This window comes from Mycobacterium sp. IS-1742 (assembly GCF_001500125.1).
Lineage (GTDB): Bacteria > Actinomycetota > Actinomycetes > Mycobacteriales > Mycobacteriaceae > Mycobacterium.
This window is the reverse complement of sequence record NZ_LQIV01000041.1, coordinates 94,742-115,168: the sequence shown is the minus strand read 5'-3', so window position 1 is coordinate 115,168 and position 20,427 is coordinate 94,742. Positions and strand designations below refer to the sequence as shown.

Sequence of the window (20,427 nt, the reverse complement as noted above, 5' to 3'; positions counted from 1 at the left end):
GTGGAACACGTCATGGTCGCCCACGGCACCCGCAAAGCCAGTGGCGTGGCGCTGATCGGTGACATCGCCGACAGCGTCGCGGAGGTGCTCGGGACGCCGGTCGGCGTCGCGTTCGTCGACGTGCTGGGACCCTCCCCCGCCGACCTGCTCGCCGCGACCGGCGACCGCCCGGCGGTCCTGGTGCCCGCGTTCCTGTCGCGCGGCTACCACGTCCGCAGTGACATCCCGGCACACATCGCGGCCAGCGGCCACCCGGACGTCACGGTCGCAGACGCGCTGGGCCCCGACCCGCAACTGGCACGGGTACTGGGTGACCGGCTCATCGAATCCGGCTGGGCGCCCGGCGATTCCGTCATCCTCGCTGCGGCGGGCACCTCGGATCCGCATGCGATGCGGGACCTGCACACCACCGCCGCACTACTGTCCGCCGTGACCGGCGCGCGCGTCGACCTCGCGTTCGCCGCCACCGGCCGGCCGCGCATCGACGAGGCGGTCACCGCGGCGCGGCGGCGCGGTGCCCGGCGGGTGGTGGTGGCGTCGTATCTGTTGTCCGAGGGCCTGTTTCAGGACCGATTGCGCTCCGGCGGCGCCGACATCGTCACCGACCCTCTGGGTACCCACCCCGGCCTCGTGCGGCTGATCGCGAGCCGATTCCGCCGGGCCAGGATCCCGGTCGCGGCCTAACCGTCGCCGGACACCAGTGCCCGGGCGACCCTCTCGATCGAGACATGCTGGTGTTTCGCCAATTTCACCAACATCGCGAAGGACTGTGCGACATCGATACTGAACCGTCGCATCAACAGGGCTTTCGCCTCCGCGATCACGTCGGGGTGCAGCGACGACACCCACAGACCCCGGCTCCGCTCGGATGTGAGCACTTCCGCGATCCGGGCGGCGACCGTCTCACCCACGGCTTTGGCGCGAGCGTCGAGTGACCCCACGTGATCGGCGTAGAGAATGAGCGCAGCGTGCGTGTCGCCGTCCTGGAACACGGGGACCGTGAGCATTGCGCGCACCGGCGTACTCGTCACCGCCCTGCTGGTGAAGGACGGCCACCGACTCTCCGACGCCAGGTCGTCGACTGCCAGCGGGTGTCCGCTGGTGGCTGCGTCCAGGCACGGTCCCTGCCCGCATCCACGCTGGATGTTGTCCAACACCAGCGGGTGGGCGTCGGAGCACGCCAGGCACCGGATCACGTCACCGTCGGTCACCAAGGTCACGCCGGCGTGGTCGACGCCCGCCGCGTGCTCAACCGCCAACCTCGTCAGCGCCGACAGGGCCGTCGTCATATCCGCCTTGGCCCGCCTTGCATAGCGGCGCACATATTCTTCGAGCGCCTCCTCGAGTCGGTCGTCGCGCACGGTCATGAGGTCCGGCGTACCCCCGCGCCCGATGGCCAAACAGGCCGACGCACGGGGAGAATCCCGGTCGCGGCCTAACTGTCAGTTCGGGCCCGACGGCCCCTCGGCGGCCACCACCTGCCGGGCCACCGCCTCGATCGAATCGTTCTGCTGCTTGGCCATTTTCACCAGCAACGCGTACGCCTGGGCGACGTCGACCTCGAAGTCCCGCATGAGCAGGGTCTTGGCCTGATTGATCACGGTCGACCGCGGCGACCGGCCGTGGGTCCTGGATCGATGCGCCGCCGTCATCGCCTCGGCGACGTGCGAGGCGACGATCGCACCGGACGCCTCGCTGTGGCCGTCCAACGCCCCCGCACGGTCCGCATAAAGGTTCAGCGCCACGGGCGCCCGGCCGTCCCGGAACACCGGCAGGGCCAGTATCGCGCGCACCGGCGTGGCGGCCAGCGCCTTGGCGGTGAAAGCTGGCCACCGGGATTCGTCGGTCAGGTCGTCGACCCGGACCACCCTATGCGCGGTCGCCGCATCGAAGCAGGGGCCCTCCGGGAAACCGCGCTGAAGATTGTCGAGCACCAGCGGGTGACCGTCCGTGGCGGCCAGACACCGGATCGCGACGTCGTCGCCCAGGAATGTGACGCTCGCATGATCGACCCCGGGAACATGGGACACCGCCAGTGCCGTGAGGCCGGCCAGCACACCCGGGAGATCCGCCTGCGCCCGTCGGCTCGAGTGGCGCAGGCAGTGCTCGAGAACCTCGTCGAGGCGCTCGACGCCCGCCGTCATTGTCCCTTCATACCCTAATCGCGCCACGTCAAACGCCGATTCGGCGTCAGCGGAGGGGGTATCTGCACGGAATGAACATCCACCGCATCCTCGCGAGCGTCGAAGAGGTGAAGGCGCTCGACGCACCGGCCGGCGCCGGCGCCCACATCGCGAGCCGGGTCGTCGACGGCGCCCACCTCGGCCGCGTCCTGCGCGGCTCCTGGCTCGGCCACCCCGTCCACCCGCTCTTGGTCACCCTGCCCATCGGCACCTGGATGACGTCGGTGGTCTTCGACGTCGTGTTCAAGGACGTCGCCACGGCGCGTCGCCTGATCGGCGTCGGCCTGGCCGCGACACCACCCACCGTGCTGGCCGGGTGGGCCGACTATGTCCTGCTCAACAAGCGGCAGCAGCGCGTCGGCCTGGTGCACGCGGTGTCCAACGCGGCCGGCGTGACGTTCTTCGGTCTGGCCTACCGCGCCTACCGCAAGGACAAGGTCCGCGCCGCGCGGGTGTACAGCCTGCTCGGGCTCGGCGCGATCAGTGTCGGCGGCGCCCTCGGCGGCCACCTGTCCTACGCGCAGGGGGCCGGGATGTTTCGCTGGCAGCCCGTGCGGGCCCTCACCCACCGCAGCCCGGTCGAGCACCGGCGCGCCGCCTGAGCGCTACCCCTCGATCTCGACGACACCGTCCGCGGTTCGCCGCGTCCGGTACACCGGCAGTGACACCGACGGATCGTCGAGGCAGCTGCCGTCGTCGAGGGCGAACGCCTGCTTCTTGATCGGGGACTGCACGATGGCGCGGCCGCCCCGGTCGCCGGTGATGCCGCGCGACATCACGGCCGCACCCGAGAACGGGTCGATGTTCCCGATCGCGTGCAGGCTCCCGTCGTCGAGGCGGAACAAGGCGGCCTGTGCGCCGTCGGGCAGCAGCACCCCGACACCCCGACACGGGATCAGGTGGTCGTAACGGCAGGCCACGGTCCATCCCGTGTCCGGCGGCCCGTTGAGCTCATGGCGGTCGTCGAGCAGGGTCACGATGTCTCCTGGAGCGGTCGGACAGTGGGCATCCCGATCTGCACGGGCACCTTGCGGCCGGCGTTCTCGGTGAAGGCGACGGTCGGGTCGGGCACATCGGGTGCGTTGACGAAGGACACGAACCGCGACAGCTTGTCCGGGTCCTCGAGCACGCCCTTCCACTCGCACGAGTAGCCATCGACGTGGCGCGCCATCGCCGTCTCGAATTCGTCTGCCAGACCCAGGGAGTCGTCACAGACGACTTCGCGCAGGTGGTCCAGTCCGAGCTGTTCGACCCACGGCGCGGTGCGCTGGAGGCGATCGGCGGTGCGGATGTAGAACATCAGGAACCGGTCGATGTAGCGGATCAGCGTCTCGTCGTCGAGGTCGCCGGCGAGCAGCTGCGCGTGTTTGGGGGTCATCCCGCCGTTGCCGCCGACGTAAAGGTTCCAACCGTGTTCGGTGGCGATGACGCCGACGTCTTTGCCCCGCGCCTCGGCGCATTCGCGGGCGCACCCCGAGACGCCCATCTTGATCTTGTGCGGGGCGCGCAGTCCTCGGTAGCGCAGTTCGAGGTTGATCGCCATCTGCACCGAATCCTGTTGGCCGTAGCGGCACCAGTCGCTGCCGACACAGCTCTTCACGGTGCGCAGGGCCTTCCCGTAGGCGTGGCCCGACTCCATCCCGCCCTCGACCAACCGGCGCCAGATCTCGGGAAGCTGGTCGACGCGGGCCCCGAACAGGTCGATCCGCTGGCCGCCGGTGATCTTCGTGTAGAGGTCGAAGTCGCGGGCGATCTCACCGATCAGGATCAGCTGTTCGGGGGTGATGTCACCGCCCGGCACCCTCGGCACCACCGAATAGCTGCCGTTGCGTTGGATGTTGGCCAGGAAGTGGTCGTTGGAGTCCTGCAGCGCGGCCTGTTCGCCGTCGAGGATGTGCTCGGAACTGGTGGAGGCGAGGATCGAGGCGACGGTGGGTTTGCAGATGTCGCAACCCTTTCCGGTGCCGAAGCGCTCGAGCAGACCGGAGAAGGTGCGGATCTCCGTGGCCGAGACGATCTCGAACAGTTCGGCGCGCGAGTGGGAGAAGTGCTCGCACAACGCCTTCGACTGTTCGACCCCCTCGGCTTCGAGCAGCTGCTTGAGCAGTGGCACACACGACCCGCAGGAGGTGCCGGCCTTCGTGCACGCCTTGAGTCCCGCGACGTCGCAGCAGCCGCCTGCGATCGCCTCGGTGACGTCCCCCTTCGTGACGTTGTTGCACGAGCAGATCTGCGCCGCCGCAGGCAGTGCACCGACGCCGAGTCCGTTGTCCGCCCCGCCGGATCCGGCCGGGGCGATCAGCGCCATCGGGTCGCCGGGCAGTTGCTCGCCGACCATCGGGCGCAGCACGCCGTACGCCGAGGCGTCACCCACCATGATCCCGCCGAGCAGCGTCTTGGCGTCGTCGGAGAGCACCAGCTTGGCGTAGGTCTGGTTGACCGGGTCGTTGACCACCACCTCGAGGGAGTCCGGAGTGCGGCCCATCGCGTCGCCGAAGCTGGCCACGTCCACGCCGAGGAGTTTGAGCTTGGTCGACATATCGGCCTCGGGGAACTCCGCGGCCCCGCCGAGCAGCCGGTCGGCCACCACCTCGGCGCTGGTGTAACCCGGGCCCACCAGCCCATAGCAACGGCCCTCGATCGCAGCCACCTCGCCGATCGCGTAGACATTCGGATCGCTTGTCACACAACTCAAGTCGGTGAGCACGCCGCCGCGTTCGGCGGTCTGCAGTCCCGCCTCCCTGGCCAGTTCGTCGCGCGGCCGGACCCCGGCGGCGAAGACCACGAGGCCGGCGTCGACGAACGACCCGTCGCCCAGCACCACCCGCAGGGAGTCGTCGTCCTCGGAGCGCCGCAGCGGGCGGTTGCGCTGCGCCGGTGTGATCGCCTCGGTGCTGACCCCGAGATGGACCTCGATGCCGAGGTCGGTGATCATCCGGCCGAGCAGTGCGCCGCCCGCGTCGTCGAGCTGCTGGGACATCAGGCGCGGCGAGCGCTCCACCACGTGGGCGGTCAGTCCGAATCCGCGCAGCGCGTTCGCGGCCTCCAGTCCGAGCAGGCCACCCCCGATGACGACACCCACCGGGGCACGGCCCGCCGCGCGTGCCCGCGCGGCGTCGGCACGGATCGCGTCGGGGTCGTCGAACGTGCGGTAGACGTGACAGGCGGGCAGGTCGCGACCGGGCACCGGTGGCACGAAGGCGTACGAACCGGTGGCCAGCACCAGCGCGTCGTAGCCGACCGTGGTGCCGTCGGCGGTCCGCACCGTGCGGGCTTCTCGGTCGATCGAGGTGACCCGCTGCCCCAGGCGCAGGTCCACGAGGTCGTCGCCGGCGTAGTCGTTGCCGGCGAGCGCCAGCAATGCGCGGTCCCAGTGCTCGGTGTATCCGGTCAGACCCACCCGGTCGTAGGCGGCGTCGGTTTCCTCGGCGAGCACGGTGATCCGCCAGGCGCCCGCATCGTCGCGCGCGCGCAGCGCCTCGACGAACCGGTGCCCGACCATGCCGTGGCCCACGACCACGACGTTCTTCGTTGACGGCATGGGCGCAAGGCTAGGAAGTCGATATTGCCGCGATGTCGCCTTGTGTGAAGGCCCCATCACGGTGTGCTCACGTGGTTGCCGGAGCACTTGTGAGACGCGTTCGCCGTCGGCGAACACGGGCCTGGAACATGAGCGGACTCGACTCAAGTTCTACAGGGCAGCGGATCGGTGCAGGGCCGGTCACAGGCAACAAGGAGTACAGCACATGAGCAACGTGGCTTTGCGGGTGCGACCCGCGTGGGATCTGGATCGCTGGGTCCGGGACTTCTTCGGTCCGGCAGCCGACGACGTGTTCGCCGGTGCGGCCCCGGGCTTCAACCCCGCCGCTGAGATCGCCAAGGACGGTGACGACGCGGTGGTACGGGTCGAACTGCCCGGCGTGGACGTTGACAAGGACGTCACCGTCGAGGTCGACAGCGGCCAACTGGTCATCCACGGCGAGCGGCGCGACGAGCGCAGCGAGGAGAAGGACGGCCGGACGCTTCGCGAGATGCGGTACGGGTCGTTCCGGCGGTCGTTCCGGCTTCCGCAGCACGTCACCGGCGACGTCGTCTCGGCGTCCTACGACGCGGGCGTGCTGACCGTCCGGGTGGCCGGCGCCTACGCCGGTGCCCAGCCGCAGCGCATCGCGATCGAGAACAAGTAGCGCCTCGACGCCCCTGCGGCGCCGAGAATGAAGTCAGGGTCGTCAATCCAGGTGATTGACGACCCTGACTGCTGTCTCGGGCGGCTACTTCCATCGGGCGAGCAGTTCACTCGCCCGCGTGGCCAGCGCCGCCTGCAGGAACGGGCCGAAGCTGACCCGCGCCACCCCCAGCGGGCCGAACGACGCCGGATCGTCCTGATCCGGCACCCCGATCGCGTTGACCGGCCGCGGCAGTTCGGAGGTCAGTCGGCGCTGCGTGTCGGGATCGTGGCGCCCCACCGGGTACAGCACGTCGGCGCCCGCCTCTGCGGCCTCGGTCAGGCGCGCGATGGCCCGGTCCACCCGGTCGGCCTCGTCACCGTCCTTGCGCAGAAACAGATCCGTGCGGGCGTTGACCACCACGTGTACGCCGGCCTCGTCGGCGGCGGCGCGCAGCGCCCCGACCAGTTCGGCGTGCTCACCGGACGACCGCAACCGGCCGCCCTCGCTGTGCACGGTGTCCTCGATGTTGAGCCCCACCGCACCGACGCCGAGGAGCCCCTCGACCAGCCGGGCCGGCGCCTCGCCGTACCCGGATTCGATGTCCACCGACACCGGCACGTCGACGGCCCCGGTGATCTGCGCGACCCGGGTGAGCAACTCGTCGAACGTCATGCCCTCGTTGTCGGCGCGGCCGACCGAATCGGCCACGGGATGGCTGCCGACGGTCAGCGCCGCGAACCCCGCGCCGACGGCGAGGCCGGCCGACCACGCATCCCAGACGGTGGGCAGGATAACGGGATGACCGGGCTGGTGGAGGGCGAGCAGATCATCGGCGAGCCGCTTCGAATCGTGGTTGGACACGGGCTCATCCTGCCGCCCCAGACGTGATCTGTCTCACTCTTAAGTGTGTGATGTGGCTAGCATCGGTTGCGTACTGTGATTCACGACACCCTTCAGCCCAAGGAGGTCACTTGTCCACCACGACCGGTTTCGCCGAACTGCACGAACTCATCGGCGGCCTACGACGCTGCGTCACCGCGCTGGCGTCCCAGTACGGCGACTCCCCGGCGATGCGCCGCATCGTCAACGACGCCGAACGCATCCTCAACGACATCGACCGTCTCGACATCGATGCCGAGGAACTCGAACTCGGCCGTGGGTTGACCCGGCATCACCATGTCGGCGAGAAGATCCCGATCCCCGACACCCAGTACGACACCGAGTTCTGGCGCGGTGTCGACGACGCGGGCCTCGGCGGCACCCGCTGACCGGTCGCGGGCGGTACCGCCGCCCGCACCGCCACCGGCGTGAGAGCGCCGACCGCGGGTGACCGCATGCCCGCCCCACCCATTCACGAAAGGCAACCGTGAGCGCACCGACCGCAGACCGCGAGGGCACCGGCGTCCACTCCGCCGGACGCGCCAAGATCCCCGAACGGACCTTGCGCACCGACCGCTGGTGGGTGCCATCGTTGCTGACCAACCTCGGACTCGCCGCGTTCGTCGTCTACGCGACGGTGCGTGCGTTCTGGGGCAGCGCCTACTGGGTGGCCGACTACCACTACCTGACGCCGTTCTACTCGCCGTGCGTCAGCAAGGGGTGCATCCCGGAGGCCAGCCACTTCGGCCAGGTCCTGCCCGACGTGTGGTGGTTGCCGTACGCGGCGTTCTCGCTGCCGTTCCTGCTGCTGTTCCGGCTGACCTGCTACTACTACCGCAAGGCCTACTACCGGTCGGTGTGGCAGTCCCCGCCGGGATGCGCTGTGGCCGAACCACATTCGAAGTACACCGGGGAGACCAAGCTGCCCCTGATCATGCAGAACCTGCACCGCTACTTCTTCTACATCGCGGTGCTCATCTCGCTGATCAACACCTGGGACGCGATCCTGGCGTTCCACTCCCCCAGCGGATTCGGCTTCGGCCTCGGGAACGTCATCCTCCTCGTCAACGTGATCCTGCTGTGGACCTACACGATCTCGTGTCACTCGTGCCGCCACGTCACCGGTGGCCGCCTCAAGCACTTCTCGAAACATCCGATCCGCTACTGGATCTGGACGCAGGTGAGCAAGCTCAACACCCGGCACATGCAGTTCGCGTGGATCACCCTCGGGACGCTGGTGTTGACCGACTTCTACGTCATGCTCGTCGCCAGCGGCACCATCTCGGACCTGAGATTCATCGGCTGACATACACATTCACAACCTGGTAGTGGGAGTTACTTGATGGCGGAACTCGAACGGCACCAGTACGACGTCGTCGTGATCGGTGCCGGCGGCGCGGGTTTGCGAGCGGTGATCGAGGCGCGGGAGCGCGGCCTGAAGGTCGCCGTGGTGTGCAAATCGCTGTTCGGCAAGGCCCACACGGTGATGGCCGAGGGTGGCTGCGCCGCGTCGATGGGCAACACGAACCCGAAGGACAGCTGGCAGGTCCACTTCGGCGACACCATGCGCGGCGGCAAGTTCCTCAACAACTGGCGGATGGCCGAACTGCACGCCAAGGAGGCGCCCGACCGGGTGTGGGAGCTCGAGACCTACGGCGCACTGTTCGACCGCACCAAGGACGGCCGGATCAGCCAGCGCAACTTCGGCGGCCACACCTATTCGAGGCTGGCCCACGTCGGTGACCGCACCGGCCTGGAGATCATCCGGACCATGCAGCAGAAGATCGTCTCGCTGCAGCAGGAGGACAAAGAGGAGCTCGGCGACTACGAGGCCCGGATCCGGGTGTTCGCCGAATGCACGGTCACGGACCTCATCCTCGACGGCGACCGGATCGCCGGCGCGTTCGGCTACTGGCGGGAGAGCGGAGACTTCATCCTCTTCGAGGCGCCGGCGGTGGTGCTCGCGACGGGCGGGATCGGCAAGTCCTACAAGGTCACCTCTAACTCGTGGGAGTACACCGGTGACGGACATGCGCTCGCGCTCCGGGCCGGCGCGACGCTGATCAACATGGAGTTCATCCAGTTCCACCCCACCGGGATGGTGTGGCCGCCCAGCGTGAAAGGCATCCTCGTCACCGAGGGTGTGCGCGGCGACGGCGGCGTGCTGAAGAACTCCGACGGCAAGCGGTTCATGTTCGACTACATCCCCGACGTGTTCAAGGGGCAGTACGCCGAGTCCGAGGACGAGGCCGACCAGTGGCTCAAGGACAACGACTCCGCCCGCCGCACCCCCGACCTGCTGCCCCGCGACGAGGTCGCGCGCGCGATCAACACTGAGGTGAAGGAGGGTCGCGGCACCCCGCACGGCGGCGTGTACCTCGACATCGCGTCGCGGATGAGCTCCGAGGAGATCAAGCGCCGGCTGCCGTCGATGTACCACCAGTTCATGGAGCTCGCCGAGGTCGACATCACCACCGACGAGATGGAGGTGGGACCCACCTGCCACTACGTGATGGGGGGCATCGAGGTCGACCCGGACACCGGCGCCGCCAAGACCGCGGGCCTGTTCGCCGCCGGTGAGTGTGCGGGCGGGATGCACGGATCGAACCGGCTGGGCGGCAACTCGCTGTCGGACCTGCTGGTGTTCGGCCGCCGCGCCGGGCTGGGCGCCTCGGACTACGTGCGGGCGCTCGACACGCGGCCCGCGGTGTCCGACGAGGCGGTCGAGGCGGCCAAGAAGCTCGCGCTCGCCCCGTTCGACGGGCCGAGCGAGGGTGAGCCGGAGAATCCGTACACCATGCAGCTCGACCTGCAGGACACGATGAACGAGCTGGTCGGGATCATCCGCACGGCGGACGAGGTCACCGAGGCGCAGGGCAAACTCACCGAATTGCGGGACCGGTTCAAACGCATGAAGGTCGAGGGCGGCAGGCACTTCAACCCGGGCTGGCACCTGGCGATCGACCTGCGCAACATGCTGCTGGTCAGCGAATGCGTGGCGAAGGCGGCGCTGGAACGCACCGAGAGCCGCGGTGGGCACACCCGCGACGACTACCCGTCGATGGAGGCCGGCTGGCGCAAGACGCTGCTGGTGTGCCGCGCGGAGGACGACGACGTCGTCGTGCCGAGCGTCACCGTCACCCGGGAGGACCAAGTGCCGATGCGCGACGACCTGCTCGAGTTGCTGGACATCGAGGAACTCGAGAAGTACTTCACCGACGAGGAACTGGCGAACCACCCGGCAAGGAGGGGCTCATGACCTACCAGGCGAACATGCGGGTGTGGCGCGGCGACGACGAGGGCGGCGCCCTCGCGGACTACACCGTCGAGGTCAACGAGGGTGAGGTCGTCCTCGACATCATCCACCGCCTGCAGCAGACCCAGACCGGTGACCTGGCGGTGCGCTGGAACTGCAAGGCCGGCAAATGCGGATCCTGTTCGGCGGAGATCAACGGCCGTCCGCGCCTGCTGTGCATGACCCGGATGTCGACGTTCGGCGAGAACGAGACCATCACGGTCACGCCGCTGCGCGCGTTCCCCGTCATCCGCGACCTCGTCACCGACGTGTCGTTCAACTACGAGAAGGCCAGGGAGATCCCGTCGTTCACCCCGCCCAAGGATCTGCAGCCCGGTGAGTACCGGATGGCGCAGGAGGACGTGAACCGGTCACAGGAGTTCCGCAAGTGCATCGAGTGCTTCCTGTGCCAGAACACCTGCCATGTGGTGCGTGACCACGAGGAGAACAAGAAGGAGTTCGCCGGTCCCCGCTACCTGATGCGGATGGCCGAACTCGACATGCACCCGCTCGACGTGCACGAACGCCGCGCCGAGGACTCCCAGGAAGTGCACGGCCTCGGCTACTGCAACATCACCAAGTGCTGCACCGAGGTCTGCCCCGAGCACATCAAGATCACCGACAATGCGCTGATCCCGATGAAGGAACGGGTGGCCGACCAGAAGTACGACCCGGTGGTGTGGTTGGGCAACAAGCTGTTCCGGCGGAAGTGAGGCGGCGCCGAGGGTGAGGCACGTCACACCGTCGGGTAGCCTCGTGTCAAGCGGCCAATCAACGACGAAAGGCAGCCTGATGACCCTCAGTCACACGCACAGCCTCAACGACATCCGCACGGCGATCCGGGAGTTGTCCACGCGCGCCGACCTGGCCCGCAAAGAGGGCCGCAGCGGGGACGCCGCCGAGATCGAGCGGCGCATCCAGGGTTACCGCGACGAACTGGCCACGCGTCCCTGACCGACTCGGCTCACCCGCCGAGACGGCGGAACGTGCTGCGGTGGAACACGATCGGTGCGACGTCCGGGTGCACGGTGATGTCCTCGACCCGCAGGATGACGATCGTGTGATCGCCCGCCTCGACGAGGTCGTGGATCGAACTGTCCAGCCACACGCTGGTGCCCTGGATGAACACCGCGCCGTCGTCGGTCGACGTGGTCTCCAGCCCGGCGAAGCGGTCACCGGCCTTGGCCGCCAGTGTGCGCGCGGCGGCGTCGTGGGACTCCCCCAGCACGCTGATGCCCAGGCGCGGAAGATCCTTGAGTTTCGGCCACGTGGTCGAGGTGTTCTGCACGCAGAACGACACCAGCGGGGGGTCCAGCGACACCGGGACGAACGTGCTCGCGGCCAGCCCGACGCGGACGCCGTCGACCTCCGCGGCGATCGCGATGACGCCCGTCGGGAAGTGCCCGAAGGCCTCGCGAAGCGTGGCCGGATTCAAGTCAGTTGCGCTCATCGCCGTCCATCTTCACACGGACGCCGACCGGCGACCACGGTCCCGCTCCCGGTGAGCGGAAACCCGGCGCGGACCGCCGGGGCGGTAGCCTGACCCACATCATGTGGATCCCGCTCCTGGCGATGGCCGTCGCGGTCAGCCTGGAGCCGTTCCGGGTCGGGATGACGGTCCTGATGATCAACCGCCCGCAGCCGCGCCGACAGCTGGTGGCCCTGCTCGCCGGCGGGTTCGCGATGGGCCTGACCGTCGGCGTGATCGCGCTGTTCGTGCTCAGACCGGCGCTGGGTTCCGCACGGTTCACTCTCCCGATGGTGCAGATCGTCGTCGGTGCGGTGGTGCTGGTCAACGCCGCGCTGGTGGCCACGGGCGTGTGGGGGCGCGGCCGCGGCGCTACGAGCCTGTCGCAGAGCAGGTTCGGGCCGCTCGCGACGCGCGTACGGCAGTTGGTCAACGGCGGTTCGCCGTGGACGGCGGGCGTCGCGGGCCTGGGCATCGCGCTGCCGTCGGTCGACTACCTCGCCGCGCTGGCGCTCATCGTCGCGTCCGGCGCCGCGACCACGGTCCAACTCGGGGCGCTGGTGGTGTTCAACGTGGTCGCGTTCGCGCTCGTGGAGATCCCGCTGCTGTGCTACCTGGTGGCGCCCGAACGTACCCGCGCGGCACTGTCGGCGCTGTACGAGTGGCTGCGCGCGCAGGGCAGGCGCGGTGTCGGCGTCCTGCTGGCCGTGGTCGGCGTCGTACTCCTGGGCGCCGGGCTCGCGGGCCTGTAGCGGTCGGTCAGGGGGCGGGCTGGTTGTTCAGCACGTACTGGAGTCCGGACAGCAGCTGCGACACCGGATCGGCGGCACCGCCGAAGGCGGCCTGGGTGGCCGGCGCGGTGACCTCGGCCGGGTCGTAGCCGTTCACCGGGTCCACGGTGATCGGGGCGGTCAGCGGATCGTCGTGCCGGGAGTAGCCGGCGTCCACGTAGGGCTTGAGGACGGCGTCGAGTTCCATCAGCGTGCCCTTGTCCACCCCGAGGTACTTGAAGGGCAGCACCAGCGGAAGGTGCTCCTCGGGGATCATGAACGTGGTGGTCTTGGCGCCGCGGGAGTTCACGGTGGTCCGGATGTTCTGCGGCGGCACCATGCTCGGTTTGGTGAAGGCGACCGCGGTGTGACCGGTCGCCAGGCCCACGATCGCGTTGGCGACGGAGATCCAGTTGTCCGGCCGGTCCGGCCAGTCGGCGATGCTGTCGTAGGCGGAGACGAACTGGTAGGTGTCGTACTGGCTCTCCACCGGCGGCGGGATGCGGTAGTCCAGCGACGGGACGACGCTGCCGACCGGGAACACCTGGGTCAGGAAGCTCTCACCGAAGGCGTGCCGCGCCACCGGGTCGCCGTACATCGCGAAACTCAACTCGCTCGGCGGCGGGGCGGCCGGGTCGTAGGCCAGCTTCGCCTGCACGTCGTTGAGCACCATCGCGCCCTCGGACAGCCCGATCGCGGTGCCGCGGCCGCCTTCACGGACAGCGTTGATGACGTTGGGCGTCCCGACGTCGACCGACTCGCCGACGCTGGGGCCGTCGATCCCGAGGCCGGGGAACGAGTCGTCCAACCGGCCGATCCCGGGGAACAGGCGCTCCAGGGTGTGCCCCTGCACCTGGCCGGCGGGATAGTCGACGATCTGCCGGTCCAGCCCCGGGAACCAGTCGGCGCCGGTGCGCATGATGTATTCGTCGTAGGGGATGCCCAGCACGTGCGCGCCGCCGAGCGCGTACGCCCTACCCGGTGTGCCCAGTGGCGGCGGACCGTCGGCCGGATTGGTGGGTGGTGGCGGCGGCACCGGCGGCTCCTCGGCGGAGGCGCTCCCGAAGCCGAATCCGCCTGCGGCGCCGATGATCGTCAGCGCAGAACCGAACGCGAGAAGTCGTCTCATATCGTTTCGCGCACCTTCCCGCCGTGCCCGGCCGCACCGGACCCGACCTTACCCCGCCGCGGCGCCATGCTGCCCGATCCCGGCGTCCAACCGCGTGAATCCGCCCTGCCGGTACTGCTCGGCGCACGCGGCGCGACGGATCTTGCCGCTGGTCGTCGTGGGGATCGACCCCGGCGGTACCAGCACGAGGTCCGCCACGCTCAGACCGTGTGCAGTGGAGATCGCCGCGGTGACATCGCTTTTCACCGTGTCGAACCGGCGCGTGGCGTCCTCGTCTGAGCCGGTGGGCTTCTTGAGCTCGATGACGGCCACGAGCCGCTCGGTGCTGTCCACGGGCACCGCGATCGCCGCGACCCGGCCGCGGGTGACCTCACCCACGGTCGCCTCGATGTCCTCGGGGTAGTGGTTACGACCCCGGATGATCAACAGATCCTTGATGCGGCCGACGATGAACAGCTCGTCGTCGCAGACGAACCCGAGGTCGCCGGTGCGCAGCCACGGCCCGTCCGGCGTGCCCGGCGCCGGGTCGAGAAGTGTTGCGCCGAAGCAGGTCTGCTCGCCGGGCGGTTTGCGCCAATAGCCCTCGGCGACGTTCTCGCCGTGCACCCAGATCTCGCCGACCACGTCCGGCGGGCACTCGCGTCCGGTGTCACCGTCGACGATCCGCAGCGCCGGGGACTGCGGCAGGCGGTACTTCACCAGCGCCGTACCCTTCCCGGCAGCGCAGGGCCGGACCCGGCCCGCCCCGAGCTCGTCGGCGTCGAAGAAGGATGCCGGCGCCGACTCGTCCCAGGTGCCCGTCGCGACGAAGACCGTCGCCTCCGCCATGCCGTACGCGGGGCGCATCATGTGGTCGCGGAAGTTGAAGTGGGCGAACCGGTCGACGAACCGGTGCAGGGTGGCCGGCTCGACCCGTTCGGCGCCGCTGATGATGCCCACCACCCCACCGAGGTCGAGGCCGGCCAGATCGTCGTCGGTGGTCTTGCGGGCCGCCAGGTCGAACGCGAAGTTGGGCGCCGACGACCAGGCGTGAGGGTTCCGGGCCAGCGACCGCATCCAGCGGGCCGGCTTCTCGAGGAACGCCACCGGAGTGGTCAGGTCGGCGCGCCGGCCGCACAGGATCGGTGCGCAGACTCCCAGCACCAGCCCCATGTCGTGATAGAAGGGCAACCAGGACACGAGCGTGGCGTCCTCGGGCAGTGGGGATCTCGCGAAGAAGCTGCGCATCAACTGCTCGAAGTTCACCGTGAGGTTGCGGTGCGAGACCATCACCCCGGTCGGCGCCCTGGTCGAGCCCGAGCTGTACTGCAGGTAGGCGATACTCGGCAGCTCGGTCAGCTCGAACCCCGTCCCGCCGAGCGCATGGGGATCGACCGCGTCGATCTCGAGGATCGCCGGCGCCGCCGACGAACCGGACCCGGCCACGAAGTCGCCGACGTCGGCCACGGCCGCGGCCGTGGTGAGGACCACCGAGGGTTCGGTGTCGGCAAGCACCGCGCTGACCCGGTCGTGTCCTGAGCCGGGATGCGGCAGCGGCAGCGGCACCGCGACGAGCCCGGCCTGCATGGACCCCAGGAACGCCAGGACGTACTCCAGCCCCTGCGGGGCCAGGATCACCGCCCGGTCGCCGACGGCTCCGTGCCGCCGGATCTCCCGCGCCACGCTCAACGTCCGTCGGGCCAGCTGCGCCCACGTCAGGTTCTCGACGATGCCCGCCGGGTCGCGGTCGTAGTGGGTGAAGGTGAAGGCGACGTCGTCGGGGCGCATGCTGGCACGCCCGTGCAGCATCGACAGGATCGACGACTCCGCCGTCGACGTCATCACGTGCTCGCGCCGATCCGCTCGGTGCGCGGTGGCGTGTCGACGCGCGACGGCCACCAGTTCGCCCGTCCGACCAGTGCGGCGATGGCGGGCACCGTGATGGTGCGTACCACGAACGTGTCCAACAGGATTCCCACCCCGATCACGAAACCGCCCTGTACGACGATGCCGATGCTGGCGAACAACAGACCGGCCATCGAGGCCGCGAAGATCAGCCCCGCCGCGGTGATCACCCCGCCCGTCGAGCTCAGCGTGCGGATCACGCCGTACCGCACGCTGTGTGGCGATTCGTCCCGTAGGCGCGACACGAACAGCATGTTGTAGTCGGCGCCCACCGCGACGAGGACCACGAACGCCAGCGGGGCCACGCTCCAGTGCAACTCCTGGCCGAGGAGCACCTGGAACGTCAGCACCCCGATGCCGATCGCCGCGAAATACGACAACACCACCGAACCGACGAGATAGAGCGGGGCGATGAGCGAACGCAGCAGCACAGCCAGGGTCACCAGCACGACGAGGAGGGTGACGACGATGATGAACCGGATGTCGCGCTCGTAGTAGTCGCGGGTGTCGCGCAGCGACGCGGGAAACCCACCCATCGAGATCGACGCGTCGGCGAGGGTGGTGTTCGGCTGGGCGCCCCTGGCGACGTCGCTGATCGCGTTGACCTGGTCCATCGCCTCGGGGCTGAACGGATTCAGCTCGGTCTGCACCAGATACCGCGCCGAGTGGCCGTCCGGCGAGATGAAGGTCTCGGCCGCCTTCTGGAACTCCACGGCCCGAAGCACCTCGGCCGGGATGTTGAAGCCCGCCATCGACGAACCCGCCGCATCCTTGCGCATCGTCAACAGGAACGCCGACGCCTGGTCGAGTCCGGCGGCCATCACCTTGATCTGTTCGACGAGTTCGTCGACACCACCGGCCACCTGACGGCTCCCGCTGGCCAGCCGGTCGGCGCCCTGCCGGACCTCTCTGAGGCCCTGCTGGGCGTCGCTCGGGGAATCCAGACCCAGCTCGTCGACCGCCTTGACGATGTTCGTCATCGCCGCGTTCAGGGTTTTGACCGTCGTGTTCAGCGACTGCCGGTCGTCGAGGCCCTCCAACTCTCCGGCGAGGGTGTTGATGCGCTCCAGCCGGCCGTCCTCTCGCGCGTCCATCAGCCGCTCGAACTGCATACGGGTGTTGACGCAGGACGGGTTCGCATCGCAGACCGCGTTGCCGTTCAACGCCATCAGGACCGGACCGATCCACCCGAACATGTCCCGGACCGCGGCGAAGTTGATGCCCATCGACAGGCCGAGTTCGTTGACGCTCTTGACGAGCTTGGCGGCGGTGTCGACGTCGCGCACCAACCTCTCGCCGCCGTACTCGACACGCACCTTGGTGACCGCGTCCAGCAGCGTCTGCAGGCTCGGCGCGACCTCGTTGACCTGGGCGCGCACGTCGCCGAGCGTGTCGGCCAACGTGGTCGCCCCGGCCGCCAGTTGGTTCAGGTCACCGGTGCGCTCGCCGATCTGCGCGGAACCGGCGGCCAGCCGGTCACCGACGATGCCCGCCTGGAACGTGGCGCGGAACTCGGGCGGCACCTCGCCGAGCGGTCGGGTGACGCCGGCGACCCGGGCGACGTCGGGCATCTGCGCGATGCGCGACGCCATCTGCTCCAGATCCGCGAGCGCCTGCGGGGTACGCAGGTCACGCGGCGACTGCACGAGGATGTACTGCGGGACCGACTGGCTGATCGGGAAGTGCCGTTCCAGTGCCGCGTATCCGATCGAACTGGGCGCCGAATCGGAGACGACCTCGCGATCGTCGTAGTTGAACCGCGCGAAACCCGCGGCGCTGCCCAGCAGCAGCAGCACCAGCACGCTGGCGATCAGGTGCGGGACCGGCCTGCGCACGATGCGGATCCCGGAGCGCCGCCAGAACCGGGCGGTCAGTTCCCGCCGGGGCTTCACCCAGCCGCGCGGCCCGGCGAGCACCAGGATCGCGGGCAGCAGTGTCATCCCGGCCAGGTAGGCCACGCCGATGCCGATCGCCGCGGACACCCCGATCGTCTTGAAGACCCCCATCTGGGCGAAGTTCATGACGAGGAAGGTGAGGCCGACGGTGACCGCGGACGCGGTGATCACCTTGCCGATCGAGATCATCGCCGACCGGACGGCCCGGTCGAATCCGGCACCGGACCGCAGGTAGTCGTGATAACGGCTGATCAGGAAGACCGCGTAGTCCGTTCCGGCGCCGGCCATGATCGCGCTCAAGAACACGATGGACTGGTTCGAGACGCCCGCGCCGGTCAGGTGCGAATAGCCCGCGACCAATCCCTGCGCGATCATCAGCGACGACCCGATCGTCACCAACGGCAGCAACATGGTCACCGCGCTGCGGTACACCAGCAGAAGCACCCCGAGGACGAGGACGGCGATCGCGATCTCGATGGGCAGACGATCCTGCTCGCCGGCGACGGTCAGATCGGCGACGGTGGCGGCCGGGCCGGTCAGGTACACGTCGAGTCCGTCGCCCCGAGGGCCGCCGGGACCGCCGCCGGGAACATTGTGTTCGACGATGTCGGACACCCGGTTGAACGAGTCGAACGCCCGCGGGGTGCCCAGCTCGCCCTGCAGGCTGACCGGCAGCACCCAGGTTGTCTTGTCCTCGCTGGTCAGGAATTGCCGCAGCTGCGGCGTACTGACGAAGTCCTGCACCGACACGACGTCGGCGACGTCGTCGCGCAGGGCGTCGACCACCTCGCGGTAGGTCTTCTCGTCGGCGGGTTCGAGCCCGGACTCGTTGATGAAGGCGACGACGAGGAGGTTGTCCGACTCCGACTGCTGGAACGCCTCCGCCATGTTGCGGGCGGTCACGCTCGACGGCGCGTCAGCGGGCAGGATGGCCAGCGGGTGCCGCTCGGCCATCTGGCCGAGGGAGGGGAACGACAACGGCAGCGCGACGGCCAGCGCCACCCAGACCCCGATCACCGCCCAGGGCCACCGCACCACAAAGTCGGCTAACCGCCGCATATCGCCCTCACCCTCGCCGCCTCACGCTATGCGACGCGTCCCCAGTGCCCGCTGTCGGCGACCATTGCCGATACGGACTTCATCGCCTGCATATAACGGATGACCGATTTCTCGGCGACCGGATTGTCGGGATGCATGATCGCCATCACCGTGCCCTCGCCGTATCGGAATATGTAAATCGTGAGCTGATAGGAGAACCGGCCGTCCGGGTAAATCCCGATGTTGTCCGCGAGACCCATATCCGCGGCCGCCAGAACGGCATTGAGCGGAGCGGCGCCGGCGTGGAAGAAGTTCGACACGGGGAAGTTGGGCTGCGGCCAGTTCAACCACGGCGCCAATTCGAGCACCCGGTAGTACGGAACTTTTGCCATATTCAAATTCTTGTCGAAAGAAGCCTGCGCCGACCACGCGGCATCCGCGAACGATCCCGCACCAATCGGAACGGTGATCGGAATCAAACCGGTGAACCACCCCTGGGTCATGAAATTGTCGGTGGCGTTGCGCGAATCCCTCGGCGTGAGGCCGTAATACGTGAGCGCACCGGTCAACTCATGCTCCACCTGCGCAAGACAGGCAAACAAACCGCCGACGAAACGCGCACCCGCGGACGCGCACGCGGCGTCGAAGCGTTCCGTCTGAGCGACGTCCATCAGGACCTCGGTGGTCATGCTACTTCTGGTCGCCTCCTGCGGATTTCCCAGCGGAAGCGGGAATTCCGGGAAACCGCCGCCGTTGCTGTCGGCGAAGTCGATCCACGCCTGCACATCCTTCGAGTCCACGGTCAGGTCGGCCGTGCGCTCGCGTTCGCGCACACAGAAGTCGTCGAAGCTACCGGCCTCGGGCAGCGTGAGCGCCTCACCGCCGCCGCTGAGCGCCGAATACATCCCATTGGCTTCCAGCATCGTCGTGCCGATCAATGTCGCGTCCCCGTGGACATGATCCATTGCGGCGAAGAAGGTGAAATGGCCGTCGTTCTGGATGATCCCGAAGGTGAAACAGGCCCACTCCAGCGGATTCGGAATGCCCACGACGTGAGCCTGTATCTCGTCGACAGTCATATCGCCGTGATCGACGGGCACGAATTCGATGTCGGCCGGATCCTCGAGCGCGTGTCTGACGAACTCGCCGTCACCGGTGTCCTCGAACCAACTGCGGAAAGTGTCGTGCCGCCGCAGATAATTGTTCACGGCGTGGTCCATCGCGGCGATCTCACACTCGCCGGACACTTCGCAACTCGCGATGATCTGCCGGGAGAAGTTCAACCCGGCGGCCGTCCGCTCGCGGTAATTCCGAAGATGTTGGCGCTGCATGTAACTGATCGGCACGGAACTGACCGGGGCCTGTCTCGCCTTCTCGACGGCCGCCGCGGTCGGATGCCACGACGTGACGGAGCCCGGTTTCAGCGCCCATTCGTCGAGGCCGCCGATGGTGATCTTGCCTATGCGCAAGGCGTTTTCCTCCCCGCTTCGGCCGGTTCATGCCGGTTTTCGGATCCGGCACGAGCCGTCGCCGGATCAACATACCCTCGCATCGACCACGGCGGCCCAAGCCGACCGGACAATCGGACCGCCGCACCCCGCACATGGGGCCCCAACATGCCCTAGTGTGCGTCCGGGAAGTTGATTTTCGCGTTGCGACAGGGGATGTCACGCAGGGGGTCGTCTCGCCACCGCGACGCAAGGGAGGACTGTAACGG

19 protein-coding genes are annotated in these 20,427 nt (G+C 68.5%); 9 read left to right on the top strand and 10 right to left on the bottom strand.

The annotated features are described in order from the left end of the window. Nucleotides 1-12 precede the first annotated feature (12 nt). Nucleotides 13-684: a sirohydrochlorin chelatase gene (locus AU196_RS19745; protein ID WP_157546548.1), complete on the top strand. Its 672-nt coding sequence runs from the start codon at nucleotides 13-15 to the stop codon at nucleotides 682-684. Here AU196_RS19745 and AU196_RS19740 read toward each other — a convergent pair. Together AU196_RS19740 and AU196_RS19735 are read right to left on the bottom strand one after the other, a co-directional pair. After that, nucleotides 681-1,367, bottom strand: coding sequence for a GAF and ANTAR domain-containing protein (locus AU196_RS19740; protein ID WP_059096758.1), 687 nt, complete (start codon nucleotides 1,365-1,367; stop codon nucleotides 681-683). The genes AU196_RS19745 and AU196_RS19740 overlap by 4 nt on opposite strands. A gap of 75 nt (nucleotides 1,368-1,442) precedes the next feature. Further along, nucleotides 1,443-2,144, bottom strand: a complete 702-nt coding sequence (locus tag AU196_RS19735) for a GAF and ANTAR domain-containing protein (protein WP_059096757.1) — start codon at nucleotides 2,142-2,144, stop codon at nucleotides 1,443-1,445. Nucleotides 2,145-2,215: 71 nt separating this feature from the next. On the opposite strand from AU196_RS19735, the gene AU196_RS19730 reads away from it, so the two are divergent. After that, a complete protein-coding gene (locus AU196_RS19730; RefSeq protein ID WP_059096756.1) occupies nucleotides 2,216-2,785 on the top strand; it encodes a DUF2231 domain-containing protein in 570 nt (189 codons plus the stop codon). A gap of 3 nt (nucleotides 2,786-2,788) precedes the next feature. Here the strand turns inward: AU196_RS19730 and nirD are convergent, their stop codons facing one another. Further along, on the bottom strand, nucleotides 2,789-3,160 hold the full coding sequence (nirD, locus tag AU196_RS19725; protein ID WP_059096755.1) for a nitrite reductase small subunit NirD: 372 nt from the start codon (nucleotides 3,158-3,160) through the stop codon (nucleotides 2,789-2,791). Next, a complete protein-coding gene (nirB, locus tag AU196_RS19720; RefSeq protein ID WP_059096754.1) occupies nucleotides 3,157-5,724 on the bottom strand; it encodes a nitrite reductase large subunit NirB in 2,568 nt (855 codons plus the stop codon). Before nirB ends, nirD begins: the two co-directional genes overlap by 4 nt. A 205-nt stretch (nucleotides 5,725-5,929) precedes the next feature. Between nirB and AU196_RS19715 the strand changes: the two genes are divergently transcribed. After that, the gene (locus tag AU196_RS19715) at nucleotides 5,930-6,370 is read left to right on the top strand and encodes an Hsp20/alpha crystallin family protein (protein WP_059096753.1); all 441 of its coding nucleotides are present in this window, start codon (nucleotides 5,930-5,932) and stop codon (nucleotides 6,368-6,370) included. 84 nt (nucleotides 6,371-6,454) lie between these two features. Here AU196_RS19715 and AU196_RS19710 read toward each other — a convergent pair whose 3' ends face one another. Further along, nucleotides 6,455-7,213: an isocitrate lyase/PEP mutase family protein gene (locus tag AU196_RS19710; protein WP_059096752.1), complete on the bottom strand. Its 759-nt coding sequence runs from the start codon at nucleotides 7,211-7,213 to the stop codon at nucleotides 6,455-6,457. A 110-nt stretch (nucleotides 7,214-7,323) separates the two neighbouring features. Between AU196_RS19710 and AU196_RS19705 the strand changes: the two genes are divergently transcribed. From AU196_RS19705 to AU196_RS25905, 5 genes are all read left to right on the top strand, one after another. After that, the gene (locus AU196_RS19705) at nucleotides 7,324-7,620 is read left to right on the top strand and encodes an Rv0250c family protein (protein WP_059096751.1); all 297 of its coding nucleotides are present in this window, start codon (nucleotides 7,324-7,326) and stop codon (nucleotides 7,618-7,620) included. A 98-nt stretch (nucleotides 7,621-7,718) separates the two neighbouring features. Beyond that, complete coding sequence (gene sdhC, locus AU196_RS19700) at nucleotides 7,719-8,537, top strand: succinate dehydrogenase subunit SdhC (RefSeq protein ID WP_059096750.1); 819 nt, start codon at nucleotides 7,719-7,721, stop codon at nucleotides 8,535-8,537. Nucleotides 8,538-8,573: 36 nt separating this feature from the next. Continuing rightward, complete coding sequence (locus tag AU196_RS19695; protein WP_059096749.1) at nucleotides 8,574-10,490, top strand: fumarate reductase/succinate dehydrogenase flavoprotein subunit; 1,917 nt, start codon at nucleotides 8,574-8,576, stop codon at nucleotides 10,488-10,490. Beyond that, nucleotides 10,487-11,239 carry a succinate dehydrogenase/fumarate reductase iron-sulfur subunit gene (locus AU196_RS19690; RefSeq protein ID WP_059096748.1) on the top strand — a complete coding sequence of 251 codons (753 nt, stop codon included), beginning with the start codon at nucleotides 10,487-10,489 and terminating at the stop codon, nucleotides 11,237-11,239. The genes AU196_RS19695 and AU196_RS19690 overlap by 4 nt, the downstream gene beginning before the upstream one ends. Before the next feature lie 79 nt (nucleotides 11,240-11,318). Next, nucleotides 11,319-11,480 (top strand): hypothetical protein, encoded by a 162-nt coding sequence (locus AU196_RS25905; RefSeq protein ID WP_172800466.1) that lies wholly within the window; start codon nucleotides 11,319-11,321, stop codon nucleotides 11,478-11,480. A 10-nt stretch (nucleotides 11,481-11,490) separates the two neighbouring features. On the opposite strand, the gene AU196_RS19685 is transcribed toward AU196_RS25905, so the two are convergent. Continuing rightward, nucleotides 11,491-11,976, bottom strand: coding sequence for a flavin reductase family protein (locus AU196_RS19685; RefSeq protein WP_059096747.1), 486 nt, complete (start codon nucleotides 11,974-11,976; stop codon nucleotides 11,491-11,493). A gap of 101 nt (nucleotides 11,977-12,077) precedes the next feature. On the opposite strand from AU196_RS19685, the gene AU196_RS19680 reads away from it, so the two are divergent. After that, nucleotides 12,078-12,746, top strand: coding sequence for a GAP family protein (locus AU196_RS19680; protein WP_059096746.1), 669 nt, complete (start codon nucleotides 12,078-12,080; stop codon nucleotides 12,744-12,746). Nucleotides 12,747-12,753: 7 nt separating this feature from the next. Here the strand turns inward: AU196_RS19680 and pe are convergent, their stop codons facing one another. Genes pe through AU196_RS19660 form a run of 4 tightly spaced genes read right to left on the bottom strand, consistent with a single transcriptional unit; the run spans nucleotide 12,754 to nucleotide 20,179 of the window. Further along, entirely contained in the window at nucleotides 12,754-13,893 is a 1,140-nt protein-coding gene (pe, locus tag AU196_RS19675; protein ID WP_059096745.1) for an acyltransferase PE, read from the bottom strand. A gap of 48 nt (nucleotides 13,894-13,941) precedes the next feature. Then, the gene (locus tag AU196_RS19670; protein ID WP_082695809.1) at nucleotides 13,942-15,714 is read right to left on the bottom strand and encodes an AMP-binding protein; all 1,773 of its coding nucleotides are present in this window, start codon (nucleotides 15,712-15,714) and stop codon (nucleotides 13,942-13,944) included. After that, complete coding sequence (locus AU196_RS19665) at nucleotides 15,714-18,731, bottom strand: MMPL/RND family transporter (RefSeq protein WP_059096744.1); 3,018 nt, start codon at nucleotides 18,729-18,731, stop codon at nucleotides 15,714-15,716. Before AU196_RS19665 ends, AU196_RS19670 begins: the two co-directional genes overlap by 1 nt. Nucleotides 18,732-18,757: 26 nt before the next feature. Beyond that, nucleotides 18,758-20,179 carry a condensation domain-containing protein gene (locus AU196_RS19660; RefSeq protein WP_059096743.1) on the bottom strand — a complete coding sequence of 474 codons (1,422 nt, stop codon included), beginning with the start codon at nucleotides 20,177-20,179 and terminating at the stop codon, nucleotides 18,758-18,760. Nucleotides 20,180-20,427: the final 248 nt, after the last annotated feature.